The organism is Pseudomonas sp. S35, assembly GCF_009866765.1.
Classification (GTDB): Bacteria; Pseudomonadota; Gammaproteobacteria; order Pseudomonadales; family Pseudomonadaceae; genus Aquipseudomonas.
Map to the genome: position 1 here is coordinate 4,745,755 of NZ_CP019431.1, position 15,916 is coordinate 4,761,670.

Genomic DNA, 15,916 nt, shown 5'->3' on the forward strand with positions numbered 1-15,916 from the left:
TGGAGCGAGCATGTCTACTACTGAAAACTTTACGACCACCCTTAAGCCTTATTATGACGCCCTCAATCGCATTATCGACGGCTCACCCGACATTGTAGACAAGGATACTAAAATCACCTTGAACGCTGTAGCTATTGAGGCTGGCAAAAGCCCAGGAAGCATTAAGAAGAGCCGAGACGTATATAAGCCACTGATCGAAGAGATTTTAACCCGAGCCGAGCAACAAAAAAAGCTGGTAAAACCGGGCGCCTCACAAGTTCAGCATGCCAAAATCAAAGCCAGCAAGGCAAAAGCAGTTGCTGATGATTACAAATCTAAATATGAGGCAGCGTTAGCACGGGAACTCATGTTAATAATTGCTTGGGATGACGCCAACCAAGAACTACGAAAAGGCAAAGTCGTACCGATAAGGCCCCATGTTAGGCCTCTGACTGATTCTAAAGAGAAAGAATAATGGGGCAAGGTACTTGAAGTTACTCCCCCGGAGCACTCAAAGCCAAGATCCGTCCCGGCTTTACCACCGTCAAAATCAAGCAAGCCCTCAAGCGCTACCTTGGGAAATCGAATCGAGCCGCCACAGCGCTATCCTTGCAATTGTTGGAAGATGCCTGCCCTTCAAGCGCTTGAGGACTCAGAGATAGTGTGCAGCAGGCGGCAGCAGACCAGTGACTAGGCGTACAGCAGCCACTTCCAATCCTTCACTCTCATCCTGGCTGCGCGGCTTTTGCTAGCCCGCTTCCCACGGCAGATCCACCGGCAGCTCAATTTGCAATTTGCTGGCCGGAATTAAGCTCAGATCTGCGGAGACTTCCCTAACCATCTGTCGCTGAAACTCGGCACCTGCATATCGCTCCAAAAGTGGCGCACGCGTCAGTAATACTCGAACGCGAGCCTTCAAGCGCTGCCCCTCTGGATGCCCACAAGCGATCAACCTGCCTATGCGTCCCATTACTCGACGCATCTCCTTTTCATCATCAGCGGACAGATGACCTGAATTACCCTCGACGCGATCCTCCAGCTGTTTCACGGCGGCGCGGATAGCCAATCGGTGTTTTTTGGGAAGCCCTGTTATTGGCCCGCTCACCACTAATCCGGTCACGGTGACGGCGTCAGCTTTATCGCCAGTAATCAGTGCTTGCCCGCGCTTACGAACATGCAGCTTGCTTCGCTTCTGCAGGCAGCCTTTCTGACCGAGCATCCATGTGACAGAGGCAACAACTTGGGTGGTAGTAGCTTGATCAATACGAGTTTTGCAAGAAACAGTGATGTCATCTGCGAAGCGCGAATACGCCAGTCCCTGAGCTTTAAAGCGAGTGACGAGCGCCGGCTCGATATCCCAAAACACTAGGTTGGCCAAGTAGCTACTTGTACTCGCCCCTTGTGGAACCTGGCCCTCACGAGTAACTAGATCCGCAAGCAGAGTGGCTACATCTGCGGAGAAACGGAAGAGACCCACGAACAAGCGATGAATGTGCTCGTTTGTAATTGACGGGAAGAAATCAGCGATGTCCTGAAGGATGACTGTCTTGGCGCCGGTATGAACCCGAGCGTTCGAGTAAATGCTGCGGGGTAGCTTGGGATCTCTGATACCGCCGTGCAGGTATCCAGGGAACGAAACCTTGCTGAGGATCCGATCCACGATCTTGCGCTGGATCGTCTTCAGAGGCTCATGAGCGTCATAGGTATGTCTGGGTGTTATGCCGTCTTTTTTTGTTTGCGGGACATATCGATAAAGGCGAGAGCTACGATGAGCAAGTGCGATTAGCCTCTCGACAGGCTCTCCGAGAGCACGTGCTAAGGCGCTGATGCTGTGGATAGGGCTATGAGGATAGAACGGAGCATCCATGTCCAAGCTTCCGTTGATGGGCCGGCCCCGAAGAACCGGCCCCTCTGAATTCGAATGATGTGGTTTGTTGTGTCATGGGAGATTCTCAATAAATGGAATCACCACTGTCTCGACAAAATCCCAGCCCTCAACAGCCTTTTCCCATAACCAGATGCATAGACGAATACGTGCGATCCACTTGAGCAGGGTTACTGCCTTCGCCTTTACCCACGCAATCCGACCCGCTTTAGGTTCTTGAGATGGAGCTATCTCGATGACACGAGCATCTTCATTGTTGTGCATAGACTGACGCGCCTTGCGGCGCGCTAGGTTCTTTAAATTAACCATGACTGATGTTCCCAACGACAGGCGAAATTGCCCCGCCGCCAAGCATTCCGGGCCGAAAGGAACGCTGAAGATGCCACTACAAACCACAGTTCTGCTTATCAAGTCCCTTGATAAGCCGTCCGCCGCATTACCGCCGCATCACATTTCGCCTCAACGCATCAAACGATCAGAGACAAACCCTTGGATCACCTTTGGGATTGCCCTAGGCGCTAAGCACTGAGGAGCGATGGGCAGCATCAACCTGTGCGGCGAAGAAAGCCAAGGCGAACACCAAGGCGACCAGTTTCCCGGTCAAAAACCGCAAGCCCAAATTTCAGTCATATTTAAAGAGCACTTGGGTGGTAGCACCCAACAGATTCAGTATTTATCAGAATAAACAAACCGGCGACAACTGTTATTTGTTGCAAGAGTTGTTTTTCGTCTAAGTCGTATTTTTGACTATATAAAGCGTCAAAATTTAAGTGTCGCTCGTATTAATGCCACTTAGGAAATTGAGCATCTATCGAGTTGTCGAGTTGGGCTCGTTGACCTATGATCTCACTAGGCGGTGATGGTCGCCTGGCGCCTGTTTCGCGAAGCAATAGCCCATCGTAGATGCACCCCACGTTTTACCTCGGTATGTCCCTACCCAGACGCTGCCCGGTGAACAGGCAATCGGTAACCAAAGCGTTGATGGTTTTGGAGACATTGCTTTGTCTGATTTTTCCCCTCTCAGCATTTTCAAATCGCAAGCCAAGCAGCATGGTCGCCTTCACGACATGAAGCTTTCTGCTGCCCAAGAAGCGCTTGCGCGCCAGGCAGGGTTCGAGGAGTACCACGAGCTCGTCGTTGTGGCCCAGCGAACCCCTGCGGATGCTCGTTTGATGCTCGCCGCCTTTGGCGTGCGTGACTTCAAGGACGCGATCCACGAGGACGATGTGTTCTCCGAGCTGGATCAAGAGCTTGAGCACCTGCTTTCCAGCGCCATGGACGAGACCAACGCCAGTGAGTTCGCCATCGGTGATAGCGAGGTGGACTCAGTCGCCTATGACGATGCGACTGGCGCACTCAGGTTGGGCATGTCCATCGACTGGGAAGGGCAGCAGGATCCTGGCCGTGTCTACTACGGTAGGGTTTTTTTCCTTAAGGCGGATGTTAATCTGATTCGGCGGAATGGCAGGTGGTCGCTCGGTGAGGACGGTGTTTGCATCATCACTAGCGAAACGGATGCAGACCGTGATCGCAGGACTGAATGGGAGGACAGGGCGCACCAACAGGCCGCTGAAAGCGGGGAGCACCGTCCCAGCATTAGCATGGCGCAAGCGCTGGCCAGTGGCCTTGAGATATCCCTAGAGGATGCGGAGCTTCTGGCAGACGCGGAAGTTAGGGGGCACACCTCGGATGACGGGATGATCCACAACTATTGGGTGGACGTTGAGCCGTATGCCGAGGGAGCTCTGCGAGCAGATCTGTTGGCCCGGTTCGGCACCTTGGAGTTCGAGGTGGACGTCAATTCCTTCGACGACTTCCATCCTGAAATGTGAGTGAACTGGGATGGCTGGCTGCGGATGCTGGCCGCTTTCAACTCCGTCCATACCTTCTTCGCCATGGGAGACTTCAGCATGCAAGTCATCAGCGCAACGCAGGCAAGGCTGCGTTTCCGGAGGATCATGAAGCTTCTGCAGGAGGGGCACTCGCTCGTGATCACCAAGAACGGCAAACCGGCCTGCAAGCTAGTGCCGGCTGAAGTCCCACGACATGCACACGGTGAGTAGCTTAAGTAAAATCCACAAAGAAATCCGCAAAACCTTCGAGACTTTCACGCTGTAAGCCAAGCGTGGCGGAGCTTTCAGGGAATTCTTGAACCCGCAAACTTGGTGGCTCGCCCCTACGAGGACGGCTGTCGTGAACCGCACCCTGGCTTCGCCAGGTTACGACCCGATCGGGCTTCCATCCTCTCGCCTTTGGCCCATCATGGGCCGGCGCGCTCCGCTTGCGCTTGTGACCAAAAAAGGATGGTGACCTTTGTTTAGGCGGTTCCGTTCTGAATATATCGGTTCTGCCCGTTGGATGAGGCCAAGCCATCTAGGCGTTTTACCCGGGGTGTGCGATAAACCCGGCCTGGCGCCTGAGCGCTTTCTGTTCGCTGTGTTCACATTGATCAGAGAAAGCCCTAAGAGGTTCAGGCCATCATCTCTGCAAGCTGAGTACACCGGTTTACATGACAACAACAATTGATGACCAAATCACACCGTTGCAAGAGCTCAGAATTCTGCTCTGTCTTATCCGCCATGCGGACGAAAAAGGGGGCGTTGACTTCGACAATCCCGACGTCACGGCTGCTCTGGGTAGCCTTGTAGGTAACTGGAATGCTCTGGAGTATCTGCTTTACAAGCTCGATCAGGCTGGTGTGGTCGACTACTCGGATATTGGTGAGGATGGCTTCAAGCCAATCATCATATGCGTCGTCGACGACGGTACTCATCACTACGTCGCAGCATTGGCTGAGAAGATTGAAACGGAATACGTCGCCCTGGATCAGCGCATCACCGACATTCTGACCTTCAATCCTAGCGCCCTGACCAATCGAATCAGCGACACGAAGCGTCAGATCGATGAGGTCAACAAACACGTAGCATCAAACGAACTCCTTAAGCCGTTATCCGGCCCACTGCGCGAGATTCAGAGCCATTTCGATAGCATCCGCGTGGTGTCAGAGGGTTATGAGCACATCTATAAAAATATCATTCGACCTGTCCAAGAGGAGGGCAAGTCAGGGGTTAAGGCTACGGTGAAGTGGGCCATCCTCAGCATCCTGATTTCCACAGCTATCTCGCTGGTTATCAGCAACTGGTCATTCTTGAAGGATGGAGTTAAGACTTTGTTTGCTACCTGATCCCCCTTTCCCCGGGCAGTCAGGACTTGGTGGCAATACGGTCTCATCGCTCGGCAAGGCCCAACCACTCAGGCGGACTATCAATGCTGGGTTTGACCCAGCCTACCCAGTGCGTGCAACTGGTAGTGATGACGGTTTGATACAGGTGATCCGCTTCGAGACGGAGTCGTTCGATCTCTTCGGCTGCTCGCCCTTCATCTACCGCCTTCTGATGAGCTCGGATGGCCTGGAGGGCCTGCTGCAAGAGCGGCTCGCCGGCCTCGGCCATGCCCAGAAGCGTTCTCTTCATCGCGATCTTCCGGATCGGTTTGCCCGATGGGCCTTTAGGTGCTCAAGCTCTTGGTGCCAGACCACCACGAACTTCTCGAAATCGCGCAGATACATACTCGACGCGTCTTGAAAGTGCATACCGCAAAAGCTTCCGCAAAAAGGGCAGCACTCGTGCCATTCCAGGTTGCCCCAGTTCCATACGCCGAGGTACTCGGGGACACCATCCCGATCATGGCTGGTTACCTCAAAGGAATCCTCAGTCTTACCGACAAACCCATCGATGCCAAAGTGCTCAAGGATGGGTAAAATGTCCGCAGGATCCAGGCTGAACCATTCACCAGTGCTACGTAGGTGCGAGAATTGCTGATGAATCTCTTTTTCCAACCGTACGTCATCATCTGTACGAATCCACCCCAGAAGTAAGAGCTTCCTCGGATTCCCGGTTTGAAGCCCTTTTCTGCGGCGCTCGATGTCCTTGGCCCGACCTATCTTCACCTTCTCATTACTGTCTTCAATGAAAAAATAGATCATTTCCGCTCCTTTCTTATGCCTGCGATTCCCTGTCTTTCAGTATCGCCAAACGGTCGTCAGCCCTGGTGATGCATTTGTGCATGCAGCAGGGGCCGTCGTCATTATGGGTTACTTTGCGTCGCTCAGCTTAATGTGCCCAAATTGGGTCATTAAGCCTAGAAATGATGGTTAATGTGCCGAATCGGGCACATTAAAATCGTATCTCAGAGCAACGTACCACTAGCGGTCGCCCCTAGGACGGCAGTTGATTCTCTGATTCGCAGGGCTCATGGCGCGCCCAGCGCAAATCTAACTAGCATCGCGGCAAAGGCCATCACCCAGGTGATCAGCTACTTTCGTGCATTCGCAGATAAGGCCTTGCACATGTAGCAAGCCGAGCCAGGGCAAAGCCCCCTGAACTGCTCCGTCTGAGAAATAAGAGGTGGCGCAGAGCCTCGTTGATTTACTGCATAGCCCTGCTGCTTAAAAAAGCCTGACGCAGTTGTTGTCAGCAAATGAAATCGAGCGATTCCCTTCTCGGCGGCTTTCGCTTCAATGACCCGAAGCACCGCGACACCGACCCCCTTCGATCTGAATGTCGACACTACGACCAGAGAACGCAACAACCCGTCCGTACCATGCGTTTCGAATCCTCCCCATGCGACCGTCTCACTGTCCAGTGTGAACTCAAAAAAGGTTCGGCCTGGAAGATCAATATCGTCTGCTGGAAGGTCAGCAGATTTCAGCGCATCGCGAAAGCGCTGCCACTGTCCTCCGGCTATTTCCTTTGCCTGGATCATCATCTTCCCCTCCATCCTCTCATCTCCGTTATGCCGACACGCATGGAACGTTAGGGCACATGCCAAACAGCAGACATCATATTCGCTTTACCGAATATTCGCTAAAGCGTATATTCGATTTTCCATATGCATCGAGTTCCACCATGAGCCCTGCTATCAAAGTGCTTTTCGTGTGCGTTGCCAACTCAGCCCGCTCCCTGCTTGCAGAGGCTTTGCTGCGGCACACCGACCCGCGCTTCGAGGCCTTCAGCGCAGGATCTGAACCGTCTGAGGTTGATCCGCGCACGACTCAGGCATTGGAGGCAGTTGGAGTCGATGCAACGGGCCTGCGCAGCAAGTCCCTCAGCGAGTTTCAAGCTGATCGATTCGATTACGTAATCACTCTTTGTGATAAATCCGCAAGCGAGTGCCTACCAATGCCCAATGCAGGTGAAGTCATTGCCTGGGATTTTCCTGACCCAGTAACCAGCGATGATCCTGGCGTATTTCGCCACACGCTCCACGACATCCACGAGCGCATCAAGCTCTTCGTTTTGGTCAAGACCAAACACCTGGAGGATCTGTGACAGAACCCATGAACCCCACCACCTTATTCAAGTGCCTGGCGGATGACACCCGAGCAAAAATTTCGCTGCTTGTCGTGAGTGAAGGTGAGCTGTGTGTTTGCGAGCTAACGGCAGCACTCGACCTAAGTCAGCCGAAGATTTCTCGTCATTTGGCGCTGCTGCGCTCTGCCGGTTTGTTGTTGGATCGTCGCCAAGGCCAATGGGTGTACTACCGACTGAATCCCGATTTGCCCGCGTGGGTGACTGCAGTTTTGAAGGAAGTGGTAGACGCCAATCAGCAATGGCTGGAAACCGAGGCTAAGCGCCTCTGCAGCATGAACGACCGTCCGATCAACCAAGCCGTGTGTAGCTGATTCACGCCCAACCGGATTAATGAAATGCTGATTGCCGTATTGATCTTTATCGCCACCATCGTCCTTGTCATCTGGCAGCCCAAGGGGCTTGGGGTTGGCTGGAGTGCGATGTTCGGTGCCATCGTGGCGTTGCTGGCAGGTGTCGTTACCCTTGCCGACATACCAGAGGTTTGGCGCATTGTCTGGAATGCCACTGGGGCTTTCATCGCGGTCATCATCATTAGTCTGCTGCTTGATGAGGCAGGTTTTTTCAAGTGGGCTGCGCTGCATGTGGCCCGATGGGGAGGCGGGAGCACCCGCAAGCTGTTCGCATTTATCGTCCTGCTGGGCGCAGCGGTGTCGGCCCTGTTCGCCAATGACGGAGCAGCATTGATCCTCACACCCATTGTGATCGCGATGTTGCTGGCGTTGCGTTTTTCTCCTGCGGCCACTTTGGCATTCGTCATGGCAGCTGGTTTTATCGCCGATACGGCGAGCTTACCGCTGGTGGTTTCCAACCTGGTCAACATCGTCTCTGCCGACTACTTCGATATCGGCTTCAACGAATATGCTTCGATCATGGTGCCGGTAAACATCGTCAGCGTGGCAGCGACATTAGCCATGCTGTTGTGGTTTTTCCGCAAGGATTTACCAAAGACGTATGACCTCAACCAACTGGACAATCCGGACGAGGCAATCCACGACCGGGCCACTTTCGTAGCTGGCTGGTGGGTGTTGGCACTACTCCTGATCGGCTTCTTTGTCATTGAGCCACTGGGGGTGCCAATCAGCGCCATTGCAGCAGTCTGTGCATTCATTCTTTACGTCATCGCGGCTCGTGGTCACGCCATCAATACAAGCAAGGTACTCAAAGAGGCGCCATGGCAGATAGTGATCTTTTCTTTGGGTATGTACCTGGTTGTTTATGGTCTGAAGAACGCCGGCCTGACCGACCACATTGCACAGATCCTGAACGTGTTCGCCGGTTATGGCGTTTGGGGCGCGTCCCTTGGTACAGGGCTGCTAACAGCGTTGCTGTCTTCGATCATGAACAACATGCCCACCGTTCTGGTAGGCGCCTTATCCATTCATGCCGCTGAAGTCGATGGTGTAGTCCAGCAAGCGATGATTTACGCCAACATCATCGGCTGCGACTTGGGCCCGAAGATCACCCCAATTGGGAGCTTGGCAACTCTGTTGTGGCTGCACGTGCTCGCACGGAAAAACATAACGATCAGTTGGGGTTATTACTTCAAGACCGGGATCGTGCTGACCGTGCCCATCCTCGTCGCCACATTGTCCGCCCTGGCACTGCGCCTCAGTTTCTGAATCAAGGAATCGCCTGATGAAAGTCTTGTTCATGTGCACCCACAACAGCTGCCGCAGCATTCTGTCCGAGGCGCTTTTCAACCACTTGGCGCCCGAGGGTGTAGAAGCGGTCAGCTCAGGAAGCTTTCCCAGTGGCCGGGTGAATCAACGGGCATTGCAAACGCTGGAGGCGGCGGGTATCTCCACTGCGGGCTTGAGCAGCAAGGCTTCGGATGCTTTTGAAGGCTCGCCTCCAGACATCGTGATCACTGTCTGTGACCGGGCAGCGGGTGAGGCATGCCCAATCTTCTTTGGGCCAGCTTTGAAGGCGCATTGGGGTCTGGCCGACCCGTCTGACGCTAGCGGGTCGGAAGCCGAGATCACCGCAGCGTTTGAAACCACACTGGCCAAAATTCACGAGCGCGTGAGCGCATTTCTTGCGCTGCCACTGAAGACCATCAGCGCTGAACAGTTGAGAGCTGAACTGAATCGCATCGGTTCGCTTTAAAGATCAACCGAGGCGGTGCCCAATCTGGCGCCGCCGTAGGAGTTTATATGCAAGACACATTGCCGAACGTACACGCCGACCTGATCGATATTCCGTCGTTGGAACAACTGGAGCCGCGTACACCGTCACTCCATAAGCCTAGAATCTTGCTTCTGTATGGATCGACGCGAGAGCGCTCTTTCAGCCGGTTGGTGACTCAGGAAGCAGCACGCTTGTTGGAAGAGTTTGGCGCCGATACCAAAATCTTCGATCCCTCGGGTTTGCCGCTGCCGGACGATGCTCCGGATACACATCCTAAGGTCGCGGAGTTGCGCGAACTCATGCAATGGTCTGAAGGACAGGTGTGGTGTTCGCCTGAAAGGCACGGCTCCATGAGCGCAGTATTCAAGGCCCAGATCGACTGGGTTCCGCTTGCGATTGGTGCTGTTCGACCTACGCAAGGAAAGACCCTTGCAGTAATGCAGGTCTGTGGCGGCTCGCAATCTTTCAACGTGGTCAACCAACTACGGGTATTGGGGCGGTGGATGCGCATGTTCACCATCCCAAATCAATCTTCGGTGGCCAAGGCGTTCACCGAGTTCGACGAGGCAGGCCGTATGAAGCCTTCCTCGTACTACGACCGACTGGTGGACGTGATGGAAGAGCTGATGAAGTTCACGCTGCTGTTGCGGGGTCGCCAGGACTACTTGGTTGATCGCTACTCCGAGCGTAAAGAGTCAGCTGAAGAGCTGTCCAAGCGCGTCAACCAGCGCTCCATCTAACGTCAGCACGAGGAAGCGATATGAGCCAGATCACGATTTACCACAACCCCGAATGCGGCACTTCTCGAAATACCTTGGAGCTGATCCGTAATAGCGGGGAAGAACCGACGGTTATCGAGTACCTGAAGACCCCGCCTGATCGCACCGCACTTGCCAGGCTCATCGGGGATATGGGTATCGGGGTGCGGGCTCTTTTGCGTATCAAAGGAACTCCGTACGAAGAGCTGGGATTGGGTGATGCTTCGCTGACGGACGAACAGCTCATTGATGCCATGATGGCTCACCCTATCCTGATCAATCGCCCCATCGTCGTGACGCCTTTGGGGACGCGTTTGTGTCGTCCGTCAGAAGCTGTGCTCGATTTGTTACCGCAAGAGCAGCGTGGGAGTTTCGCCAAAGAGGACGGCCAAGTGGTCATTGATGAGCACGGTCGCAGAGTCTGATACGACGACGGTGAGGTGCCGCGATTGAGCCTGGAGGATGCTGGTGAGTCAGAATTCGAAACTTGATGTTGTGGTCATTGGCGGTGGTCAATCCGCGCTGACAGTCGCCTATTTTTTGAAGCGGACGAGCTTGTCTTACGTGCTGCTCGATGCGGAGTCGGCACCAGGAGGAGCCTGGCGGCATGGCTGGGATTCGTTGCGACTCTTCTCTCCATCGGCATGGAGCTCGATTGCAGGCTGGCCGATGCCTGCCGTATCAGAAGAAACACCTCACCGTGATGATGTTATCGACTATCTGACTCTGTACGAGCGTCGATATGACTTCCCCATCATCCGATCCACCAGGGTGACCCGTGTCGAGAAAATCGAAGAAGGATTACGGGTTGTCTCCGGGGATAGAAACTGGGATGCCAAAGCGGTTATCAGTGCAACAGGCACCTGGAGCCGCCCATTTACTCCGAGCTATCCCGGACAGGAGTTGTTCGTAGGGCAGCAGCTTCATTCCGCTCATTACGTTGGGCCGGATGAGTTTGAGGGGAAAACCGTCCTTGTCGTGGGTGGTGGCAACTCGGGAGCCCAGATTTACGCCGAGGTTTCTAAAGTGGCTCAGGCAACCTGGGTAACTCAAAAGGCTCCAAAGTTTCTACCTGATGAGGTTGATGGGCGCGTCCTGTTCGAACGAGCTACTGCTCGATTGAAGGCGCAACAGGAAGGTGTGGAGCCTGAACAACCCGCTGGGGGGCTGGGCGACATCGTAATGGTGCCATCGGTGAAGGACGCTCGTGAACGCGGTGTATTGAGCGCAGTACGGCCATTCACGCACTTCACTTCAACAGGCGTTGTTTGGTCATCAGGAGACGAAACAGCGGTGGATGTCGTCATCTGGTGCACTGGGTTTTCTCCAGCGCTCGACCACCTGGGCAACCTGGGTATCGTTGACGATGACGGTAAAGTCGCCGTGAATGAAAACCGGAGTGTTGCTTCACCTAATCTGTGGCTGGTGGGCTACGGCGATTGGACGGGGCTAGCCTCCGCTACATTGATCGGAGTGACCCGCTCCGCTCGAGATGTAGTCAACCAAGTCCAAAGCTATCTCACAAGCGAAGCCTGATGGCTCGCGAAGCAAATCGAGTGCGCCTACTGTTTATACGACTTCAAGATCGGGGAAGAGAATAGGCTCCAGTGGCGGAGTTGCCTGGCACAGTCCGAGCCGCCAGTAGCCGACGTCGTGCCATTTCCCAAGCTTGAAGCCAACCTCCGGATATGTACCGATGTGGACGAATCCCAGCGACTCGTGCAGACCCACACTGCCTTCATTGGGCTGAGCAATTCCGGCGTAAGCTGCACGAAAGCACTGTTTTTCAAGGATCGGAAGCAAAGTCTCATAGAGCTCACGGCCAACGCCCTGACGGCGAGCCGATTCAGCTACGTACACCGTCACGTCCACCGCCCACCGGTAGGCTGGACGTGCGCGGTGCTGGCTGGCATAGGCGTAGCCCTCGATCTCCCCACCTTCTTCGGCCACTAGGTAGGGATACGTCTGAAGTGTCGTCGCTATCCGCTGAGCAATCTCCTCACCGCTTGGCGGGGTCTCTTCGAATGAGATCGCCGTGTTCGAAACTATGGGAGCATAAATGCGCTGGATTGCCTGTGCATCTGTAACCACTGCAGCTCGAATTCTGACAGGCATGTGAGTCGTCCCTGAATAAAAGTTTGAAAATTACCTTTCCCGGATCAGTTTCGCCATTAGCCCATTTGAAAAAAACGAGCTGTGTGAAATCTAAAATTCAGGTCGCAATGCATGTTCTCAGTTCTGCACCTTCGGCTCATCAAATTCATCGGCTGCATCAACAACGCAGAACACTGTAAGCGTGCGCTAAGCGACCCGTCCTGACGGCATCGCTTAGCCGACCTCAAAATAAAATGCTGAGTAACCATCCGATAAGACCTCCCGCCAGGACGACCAACCATGTAGGAACCTTCCAGAACATCAAAGCCACAAGCGCTATCAGCGCCAAGCCAAAATCTGTAGGAATCAATATGGCGCTCGTCCAGACTGGGTTATACAAGGCTGCCAGGAGAAGGCCTACAACTGCTGCGTTTACGCCTGAAAGTGCGGCTTGGGTGCGTAAGCTTTTCCGCAGTTGCTCCCAAAATGGCAACACGCCGATTACGAGCAAGAACGAAGGAGCAAAAATTGCAACGACGCACGCGGTAGCCCCGAGCCAACCAGAAGGTTGGGCATTCATGGACGCGCCAAGAAATGCTGCGAAGGTAAAAAGTGGGCCTGGTACGGCCTGTGCTAAGCCATATCCGGCAAGAAACGTGTCATTGGCTACCCATCCGTTCGGCACGGTCGCCGACTGAAGCAACGGCAGCACAACATGCCCACCTCCGAAAACTAATGACCCGGCGCGGAAAAAGGCGTTTACCACAGCTAACGCTTGTGAGGGCCACAACTGAACCAGCAATGGCAGGCCAGCTAACAGGCCGAAGAACAGCAGCAACGACACCACACCGACTTTCCTGCTCACCGGTATCGGCAAAGACTCAGTAGTCTGGCTTTGATCGGTTTTGAAGAGCATTAGTCCTATGACGGCACCGAAGAAAATCACGCCGATCTGCCCCCAAGCATGTGGCCAAAGCATTGCAGCATAAGCCGCAAACACGGCGACGGTTATTCGAGGGGCATCAGTGCAAAGACTACGGCCCATTCCCCAGACGGCTTGAGCAACGACAGCCACCGCGACAATTTTAAGACCGTGCAAAAGACCGCTCGGAAACGCGCCTCCCCACGCGGACATACCCTGAGCGAATAAAACCAAGATTATTGCCGAAGGCAATGTGAAACCTGCCCACGCAGCGACTGCTCCTGGAAATCCGGCACGAGAAAGTCCTATACCTATGCCAACCTGGCTACTGGCGGGCCCCGGCAAGAATTGGCACAGGGCAATCAAATCCCCATAACTGCGCTCGCTCAGCCATTGGCGTCGGGCAACGAATTCTTCGCGAAAGTAAGCTAGATGTGCAATCGGGCCTCCGAAAGAAGTGAGACCTAGGCGCAGGAATACCAGAAATACCATCCATGGGGACTCAGTCGTAACACCCTTTGAACGTCCCTCGGCTGACAAGATTCGTTACTCCCCACATGACTGCTATAGAACACCAAATACGACGGCCTCCCTCACCGGCATATCTCGGCTTCGATATGCCGTCGCACACTGTATCGTGATCCTAACGACAAAATGATGGCACTTCGTTAGACGGTGCTCCTACAGCAGAAATTCTGATGGAGAGAAATTCTGCTGTCAGCTCATTTTCTAATCACCTCGATAGAGTGGCTGTGGCAACGGCAGGCGCAGCGCTGCGACGCAAAATCAGGACTCCACCGATTGCAGCCAAGGTCGAACCGATCAACACGCCGACTTTTACCTCGTCAATCAGGTGAGCTGATCCAGCAAACGCCAAGTTGCCAATGAACAGGCTCATGGTGAAGCCGATGCCACACAGGAGCGCAACGCCGTAAAGCTGTGCCCAATTGCTGCCTTCTGGTAGTTTGGCCAGGCCCATACGAATGGCAAGAGCAGCCAATAGGAAGATGCCAATCTGCTTGCCCACCAACAAGCCCAGCGCAACACCCAGAGGAACCGGATCGACTAGGTTCTCCATGGAAATACCTGCCAGTGAAACGCCCGCATTGGCGAAGCCGAAAATCGGCACCACAGCGAACGCAACCCACATGTGCAGCTTTTCCTCCAGGAATAGCAGTGGAGACCGGGCTTCCTCTTCAGGCTTGCCCATTGGGACGCACAGAGCTACAGCGACACCCGCAAGGGTGGCATGCACTCCCGACTGCAGCACGAAGAACCACAGCACACCGCCGACCAGCAAATAAGGGAATAATCGTCTGACGCCCAATCGATTCATTGCGATCAGAATGACCAGGGTTACGAGCGATGCCAGCAACATCGGCATGGAAAGACCGGTGGTGTAGAAAAAGGCGATGATGACTACAGCACCCAGGTCGTCAATGATCGCCAAGGCGGCGAGGAAGACCTTCAGCGACGTAGGGACTCGCTTACCTAGGAGCGACAAGACGCCCAGGGCGAACGCGATGTCGGTAGCGGCAGGGATAGCCCACCCCTTCAAGGTCTCAGAATTCCCCCAGTTGATTGCGATGTAGATCAGCGCAGGCACCACCATGCCGCCTATAGCACCAAATCCCGGCAAGGCACGCTGGCCCCAAGTGGATAGCCCGCCTGCCAGAACCTCCCTTTTGATCTCAAGGCCGACCATCAGGAAGAAGATAGCCATCAGGCCATCATTGACCCAATGCTCCACAGACATGCCCAGCCAGACACTGTGCAAGGCGGCAAAATAACCTTGCGAGAGAGGCGAGTTAGCCACAATTAAGGCCGCGAGTGCTGCGCCCATCAGTACGAGACCGCCAGCGGATTCCGACGATAGGAAGCGAGCCAGGATCGCGGCTGCTCTAGGGGTTTCTGCGGGAGTTCTGCTGTGAGTCATCAGTGTCCTTACGCTTTGATCCAAAGCGATTATTTTAACATCCGAGGTTTACCAACGCGGCAGGGCACATAGCCTGTAACGATTTACACCAAGCCCTAATCAGCCTCCAGCCTGTTCCCCGGCAGAGGCTCGCTCACGAAACTCAGGAGCACGCTCCAAGCGCATATCCTCAATAGGCGAGCGAACATTGATCATTCCTTACAGGCGTGTGGTTCCCCGGATATTTGATGATTGAAGCAACTGAAACCCACCATAAATGCCCGCACCTCAGCGCGATCCTCCGACTGTGGCATTTCAATCTGGAGTAAGCCTATTTGGGGATATACGCTGCTACCGACTTGCGAATTTCTTCCCGCGCTTCATCCGCGCTCCCCCAACGCCCCATCTTCACCCACTTACCCGGCTCCAGTGCCTTGTAGTTTTCGAAAAAATGCTGGATCTGTGCGAGGAGTAACGCAGGGAGGTCTGAGCACTCCTTTACATCGCTGTACATTGAGCTGAGTTTTTCATGAGGCACTGCGATCACCTTGGCATCCGCACCAGCTTCGTCCGTCATGTACATCACACCCACCGGGCGACTGCGGATGACAACGCCAGGTGAGACGGGATAAGGGCAAACCACCAGGACGTCCAGCGGATCACCATCGTCGCTCAGCGTGTTCGGGATAAACCCGTAGTTGGCCGGATAGAACATCGGTGTGCTGAGGAAGCGGTCAACGAAGATCTGCCCACTTGGCTTGTCCACTTCGTACTTGATCGGAGTGTGGTTTGCAGGAATCTCGATAACGGTGAAAAAGTCATCGGGGATGGCTTTGCCAGCTGGGATGTCCGCGTAGCTCATGT

The 15,916-nt window shown here is 54.3% G+C and carries 19 protein-coding genes and 1 pseudogene; 11 read left to right on the forward strand and 9 right to left on the reverse strand.

Annotated features, from left to right (window positions below; translation table 11 throughout):
- The first annotated feature begins 10 nt into the window (after positions 1 to 10).
- A complete protein-coding gene (locus PspS35_RS21190; RefSeq protein WP_017337083.1) occupies positions 11 to 454 on the forward strand; it encodes a hypothetical protein in 444 nt (147 codons plus the stop codon).
- A gap of 273 nt (positions 455 to 727) precedes the next feature.
- Here the strand turns inward: PspS35_RS21190 and PspS35_RS21195 are convergent, their stop codons facing one another.
- Complete coding sequence (locus tag PspS35_RS21195) at positions 728 to 1,846, reverse strand: reverse transcriptase family protein (protein WP_159936659.1); 1,119 nt, start codon at positions 1,844 to 1,846, stop codon at positions 728 to 730.
- A gap of 72 nt (positions 1,847 to 1,918) precedes the next feature.
- Positions 1,919 to 2,173, reverse strand: coding sequence for a hypothetical protein (locus tag PspS35_RS21200; RefSeq protein ID WP_159936660.1), 255 nt, complete (start codon positions 2,171 to 2,173; stop codon positions 1,919 to 1,921).
- Between the two features lie 226 nt (positions 2,174 to 2,399).
- Here PspS35_RS21200 and PspS35_RS30115 point away from each other — a divergent pair, with 226 nt between their 5' ends.
- From PspS35_RS30115 to PspS35_RS21215, 3 genes are all read left to right on the forward strand, one after another.
- Entirely contained in the window at positions 2,400 to 2,549 is a 150-nt protein-coding gene (locus PspS35_RS30115; RefSeq protein ID WP_174244830.1) for a hypothetical protein, read from the forward strand.
- Between the two features lie 316 nt (positions 2,550 to 2,865).
- Entirely contained in the window at positions 2,866 to 3,696 is an 831-nt protein-coding gene (locus PspS35_RS21205) for a hypothetical protein (RefSeq protein ID WP_159936661.1), read from the forward strand.
- 677 nt (positions 3,697 to 4,373) lie between these two features.
- Positions 4,374 to 5,048 (forward strand): hypothetical protein, encoded by a 675-nt coding sequence (locus PspS35_RS21215; protein ID WP_159936663.1) that lies wholly within the window; start codon positions 4,374 to 4,376, stop codon positions 5,046 to 5,048.
- 80 nt (positions 5,049 to 5,128) lie between these two features.
- On the opposite strand, the pseudogene PspS35_RS21220 reads toward PspS35_RS21215, so the two are convergent.
- The 3 genes and pseudogenes from PspS35_RS21220 to arsN2 form a co-directional block, all read right to left on the reverse strand.
- Positions 5,129 to 5,337, reverse strand: a pseudogene (locus PspS35_RS21220) (hypothetical protein).
- Positions 5,334 to 5,849 (reverse strand): GIY-YIG nuclease family protein, encoded by a 516-nt coding sequence (locus PspS35_RS21225; protein ID WP_159936664.1) that lies wholly within the window; start codon positions 5,847 to 5,849, stop codon positions 5,334 to 5,336. The pseudogene PspS35_RS21220 and the gene PspS35_RS21225 overlap by 4 nt, the downstream one beginning before the upstream one ends.
- A gap of 329 nt (positions 5,850 to 6,178) precedes the next feature.
- Positions 6,179 to 6,643 (reverse strand): arsenic resistance N-acetyltransferase ArsN2, encoded by a 465-nt coding sequence (arsN2, locus tag PspS35_RS21230; RefSeq protein WP_159936665.1) that lies wholly within the window; start codon positions 6,641 to 6,643, stop codon positions 6,179 to 6,181.
- A 128-nt stretch (positions 6,644 to 6,771) separates the two neighbouring features.
- Between arsN2 and PspS35_RS21235 the strand changes: the two genes are divergently transcribed.
- Genes PspS35_RS21235 through PspS35_RS21265 form a run of 7 tightly spaced genes read left to right on the forward strand, consistent with a single transcriptional unit; the run spans position 6,772 to position 11,657 of the window.
- A complete protein-coding gene (locus PspS35_RS21235) occupies positions 6,772 to 7,194 on the forward strand; it encodes an arsenate reductase ArsC (protein ID WP_159936666.1) in 423 nt (140 codons plus the stop codon).
- Between the two features lie 8 nt (positions 7,195 to 7,202).
- Positions 7,203 to 7,547, forward strand: a complete 345-nt coding sequence (locus PspS35_RS21240; protein WP_174244831.1) for a metalloregulator ArsR/SmtB family transcription factor — start codon at positions 7,203 to 7,205, stop codon at positions 7,545 to 7,547.
- A gap of 24 nt (positions 7,548 to 7,571) precedes the next feature.
- The gene (locus PspS35_RS21245; protein WP_159936667.1) at positions 7,572 to 8,855 is read left to right on the forward strand and encodes an arsenic transporter; all 1,284 of its coding nucleotides are present in this window, start codon (positions 7,572 to 7,574) and stop codon (positions 8,853 to 8,855) included.
- 16 nt (positions 8,856 to 8,871) lie between these two features.
- A complete protein-coding gene (locus tag PspS35_RS21250; RefSeq protein WP_159936668.1) occupies positions 8,872 to 9,342 on the forward strand; it encodes an arsenate reductase ArsC in 471 nt (156 codons plus the stop codon).
- Between the two features lie 47 nt (positions 9,343 to 9,389).
- A complete protein-coding gene (gene arsH, locus PspS35_RS21255; RefSeq protein WP_159936669.1) occupies positions 9,390 to 10,103 on the forward strand; it encodes an arsenical resistance protein ArsH in 714 nt (237 codons plus the stop codon).
- 20 nt (positions 10,104 to 10,123) lie between these two features.
- Positions 10,124 to 10,546, forward strand: coding sequence for an arsenate reductase (glutaredoxin) (gene arsC / locus PspS35_RS21260; protein WP_158832412.1), 423 nt, complete (start codon positions 10,124 to 10,126; stop codon positions 10,544 to 10,546).
- 37 nt (positions 10,547 to 10,583) lie between these two features.
- Entirely contained in the window at positions 10,584 to 11,657 is a 1,074-nt protein-coding gene (locus PspS35_RS21265) for an ArsO family NAD(P)H-dependent flavin-containing monooxygenase (RefSeq protein WP_159936670.1), read from the forward strand.
- A gap of 33 nt (positions 11,658 to 11,690) precedes the next feature.
- On the opposite strand, the gene PspS35_RS21270 is transcribed toward PspS35_RS21265, so the two are convergent.
- From PspS35_RS21270 to ppa, 4 genes are all read right to left on the reverse strand, one after another.
- The gene (locus PspS35_RS21270; protein ID WP_055135313.1) at positions 11,691 to 12,236 is read right to left on the reverse strand and encodes an arsinothricin resistance N-acetyltransferase ArsN1 family B; all 546 of its coding nucleotides are present in this window, start codon (positions 12,234 to 12,236) and stop codon (positions 11,691 to 11,693) included.
- Positions 12,237 to 12,459: 223 nt separating this feature from the next.
- Entirely contained in the window at positions 12,460 to 13,629 is a 1,170-nt protein-coding gene (gene chrA / locus PspS35_RS21275; RefSeq protein ID WP_159936671.1) for a chromate efflux transporter, read from the reverse strand.
- 241 nt (positions 13,630 to 13,870) lie between these two features.
- On the reverse strand, positions 13,871 to 15,073 hold the full coding sequence (nhaA, locus tag PspS35_RS21280) for a Na+/H+ antiporter NhaA (protein WP_055135311.1): 1,203 nt from the start codon (positions 15,071 to 15,073) through the stop codon (positions 13,871 to 13,873).
- 310 nt (positions 15,074 to 15,383) lie between these two features.
- Positions 15,384 to 15,914, reverse strand: a complete 531-nt coding sequence (gene ppa / locus PspS35_RS21285) for an inorganic diphosphatase (RefSeq protein ID WP_055135310.1) — start codon at positions 15,912 to 15,914, stop codon at positions 15,384 to 15,386.
- Positions 15,915 to 15,916 lie beyond the last annotated feature (2 nt).

Coding starts and splice junctions, on each gene's coding strand:
- chrA (WP_159936671.1), bottom strand. CDS start 13,629: ATGGTATTTCTGGTATTCCTGCGCCTAGGTCTCACTTCTTTCGGAGGC.
- arsC (WP_158832412.1), top strand. CDS start 10,124: ATGAGCCAGATCACGATTTACCACAACCCCGAATGCGGCACTTCTCGA.
- PspS35_RS21250 (WP_159936668.1), top strand. CDS start 8,872: ATGAAAGTCTTGTTCATGTGCACCCACAACAGCTGCCGCAGCATTCTG.
- PspS35_RS21245 (WP_159936667.1), top strand. CDS start 7,572: ATGCTGATTGCCGTATTGATCTTTATCGCCACCATCGTCCTTGTCATC.
- PspS35_RS21225 (WP_159936664.1), bottom strand. CDS start 5,849: ATGATCTATTTTTTCATTGAAGACAGTAATGAGAAGGTGAAGATAGGT.
- PspS35_RS21240 (WP_174244831.1), top strand. CDS start 7,203: ATGAACCCCACCACCTTATTCAAGTGCCTGGCGGATGACACCCGAGCA.
- ppa (WP_055135310.1), bottom strand. CDS start 15,914: ATGAGCTACGCGGACATCCCAGCTGGCAAAGCCATCCCCGATGACTTT.
- PspS35_RS21270 (WP_055135313.1), bottom strand. CDS start 12,236: ATGCCTGTCAGAATTCGAGCTGCAGTGGTTACAGATGCACAGGCAATC.
- PspS35_RS21235 (WP_159936666.1), top strand. CDS start 6,772: ATGAGCCCTGCTATCAAAGTGCTTTTCGTGTGCGTTGCCAACTCAGCC.
- PspS35_RS21200 (WP_159936660.1), bottom strand. CDS start 2,173: ATGGTTAATTTAAAGAACCTAGCGCGCCGCAAGGCGCGTCAGTCTATG.
- arsN2 (WP_159936665.1), bottom strand. CDS start 6,643: ATGGAGGGGAAGATGATGATCCAGGCAAAGGAAATAGCCGGAGGACAG.
- PspS35_RS21190 (WP_017337083.1), top strand. CDS start 11: ATGTCTACTACTGAAAACTTTACGACCACCCTTAAGCCTTATTATGAC.
- PspS35_RS21215 (WP_159936663.1), top strand. CDS start 4,374: ATGACAACAACAATTGATGACCAAATCACACCGTTGCAAGAGCTCAGA.
- PspS35_RS30115 (WP_174244830.1), top strand. CDS start 2,400: ATGGGCAGCATCAACCTGTGCGGCGAAGAAAGCCAAGGCGAACACCAA.
- arsH (WP_159936669.1), top strand. CDS start 9,390: ATGCAAGACACATTGCCGAACGTACACGCCGACCTGATCGATATTCCG.
- nhaA (WP_055135311.1), bottom strand. CDS start 15,073: ATGACTCACAGCAGAACTCCCGCAGAAACCCCTAGAGCAGCCGCGATC.
- PspS35_RS21195 (WP_159936659.1), bottom strand. CDS start 1,846: ATGGATGCTCCGTTCTATCCTCATAGCCCTATCCACAGCATCAGCGCC.
- PspS35_RS21265 (WP_159936670.1), top strand. CDS start 10,584: ATGCTGGTGAGTCAGAATTCGAAACTTGATGTTGTGGTCATTGGCGGT.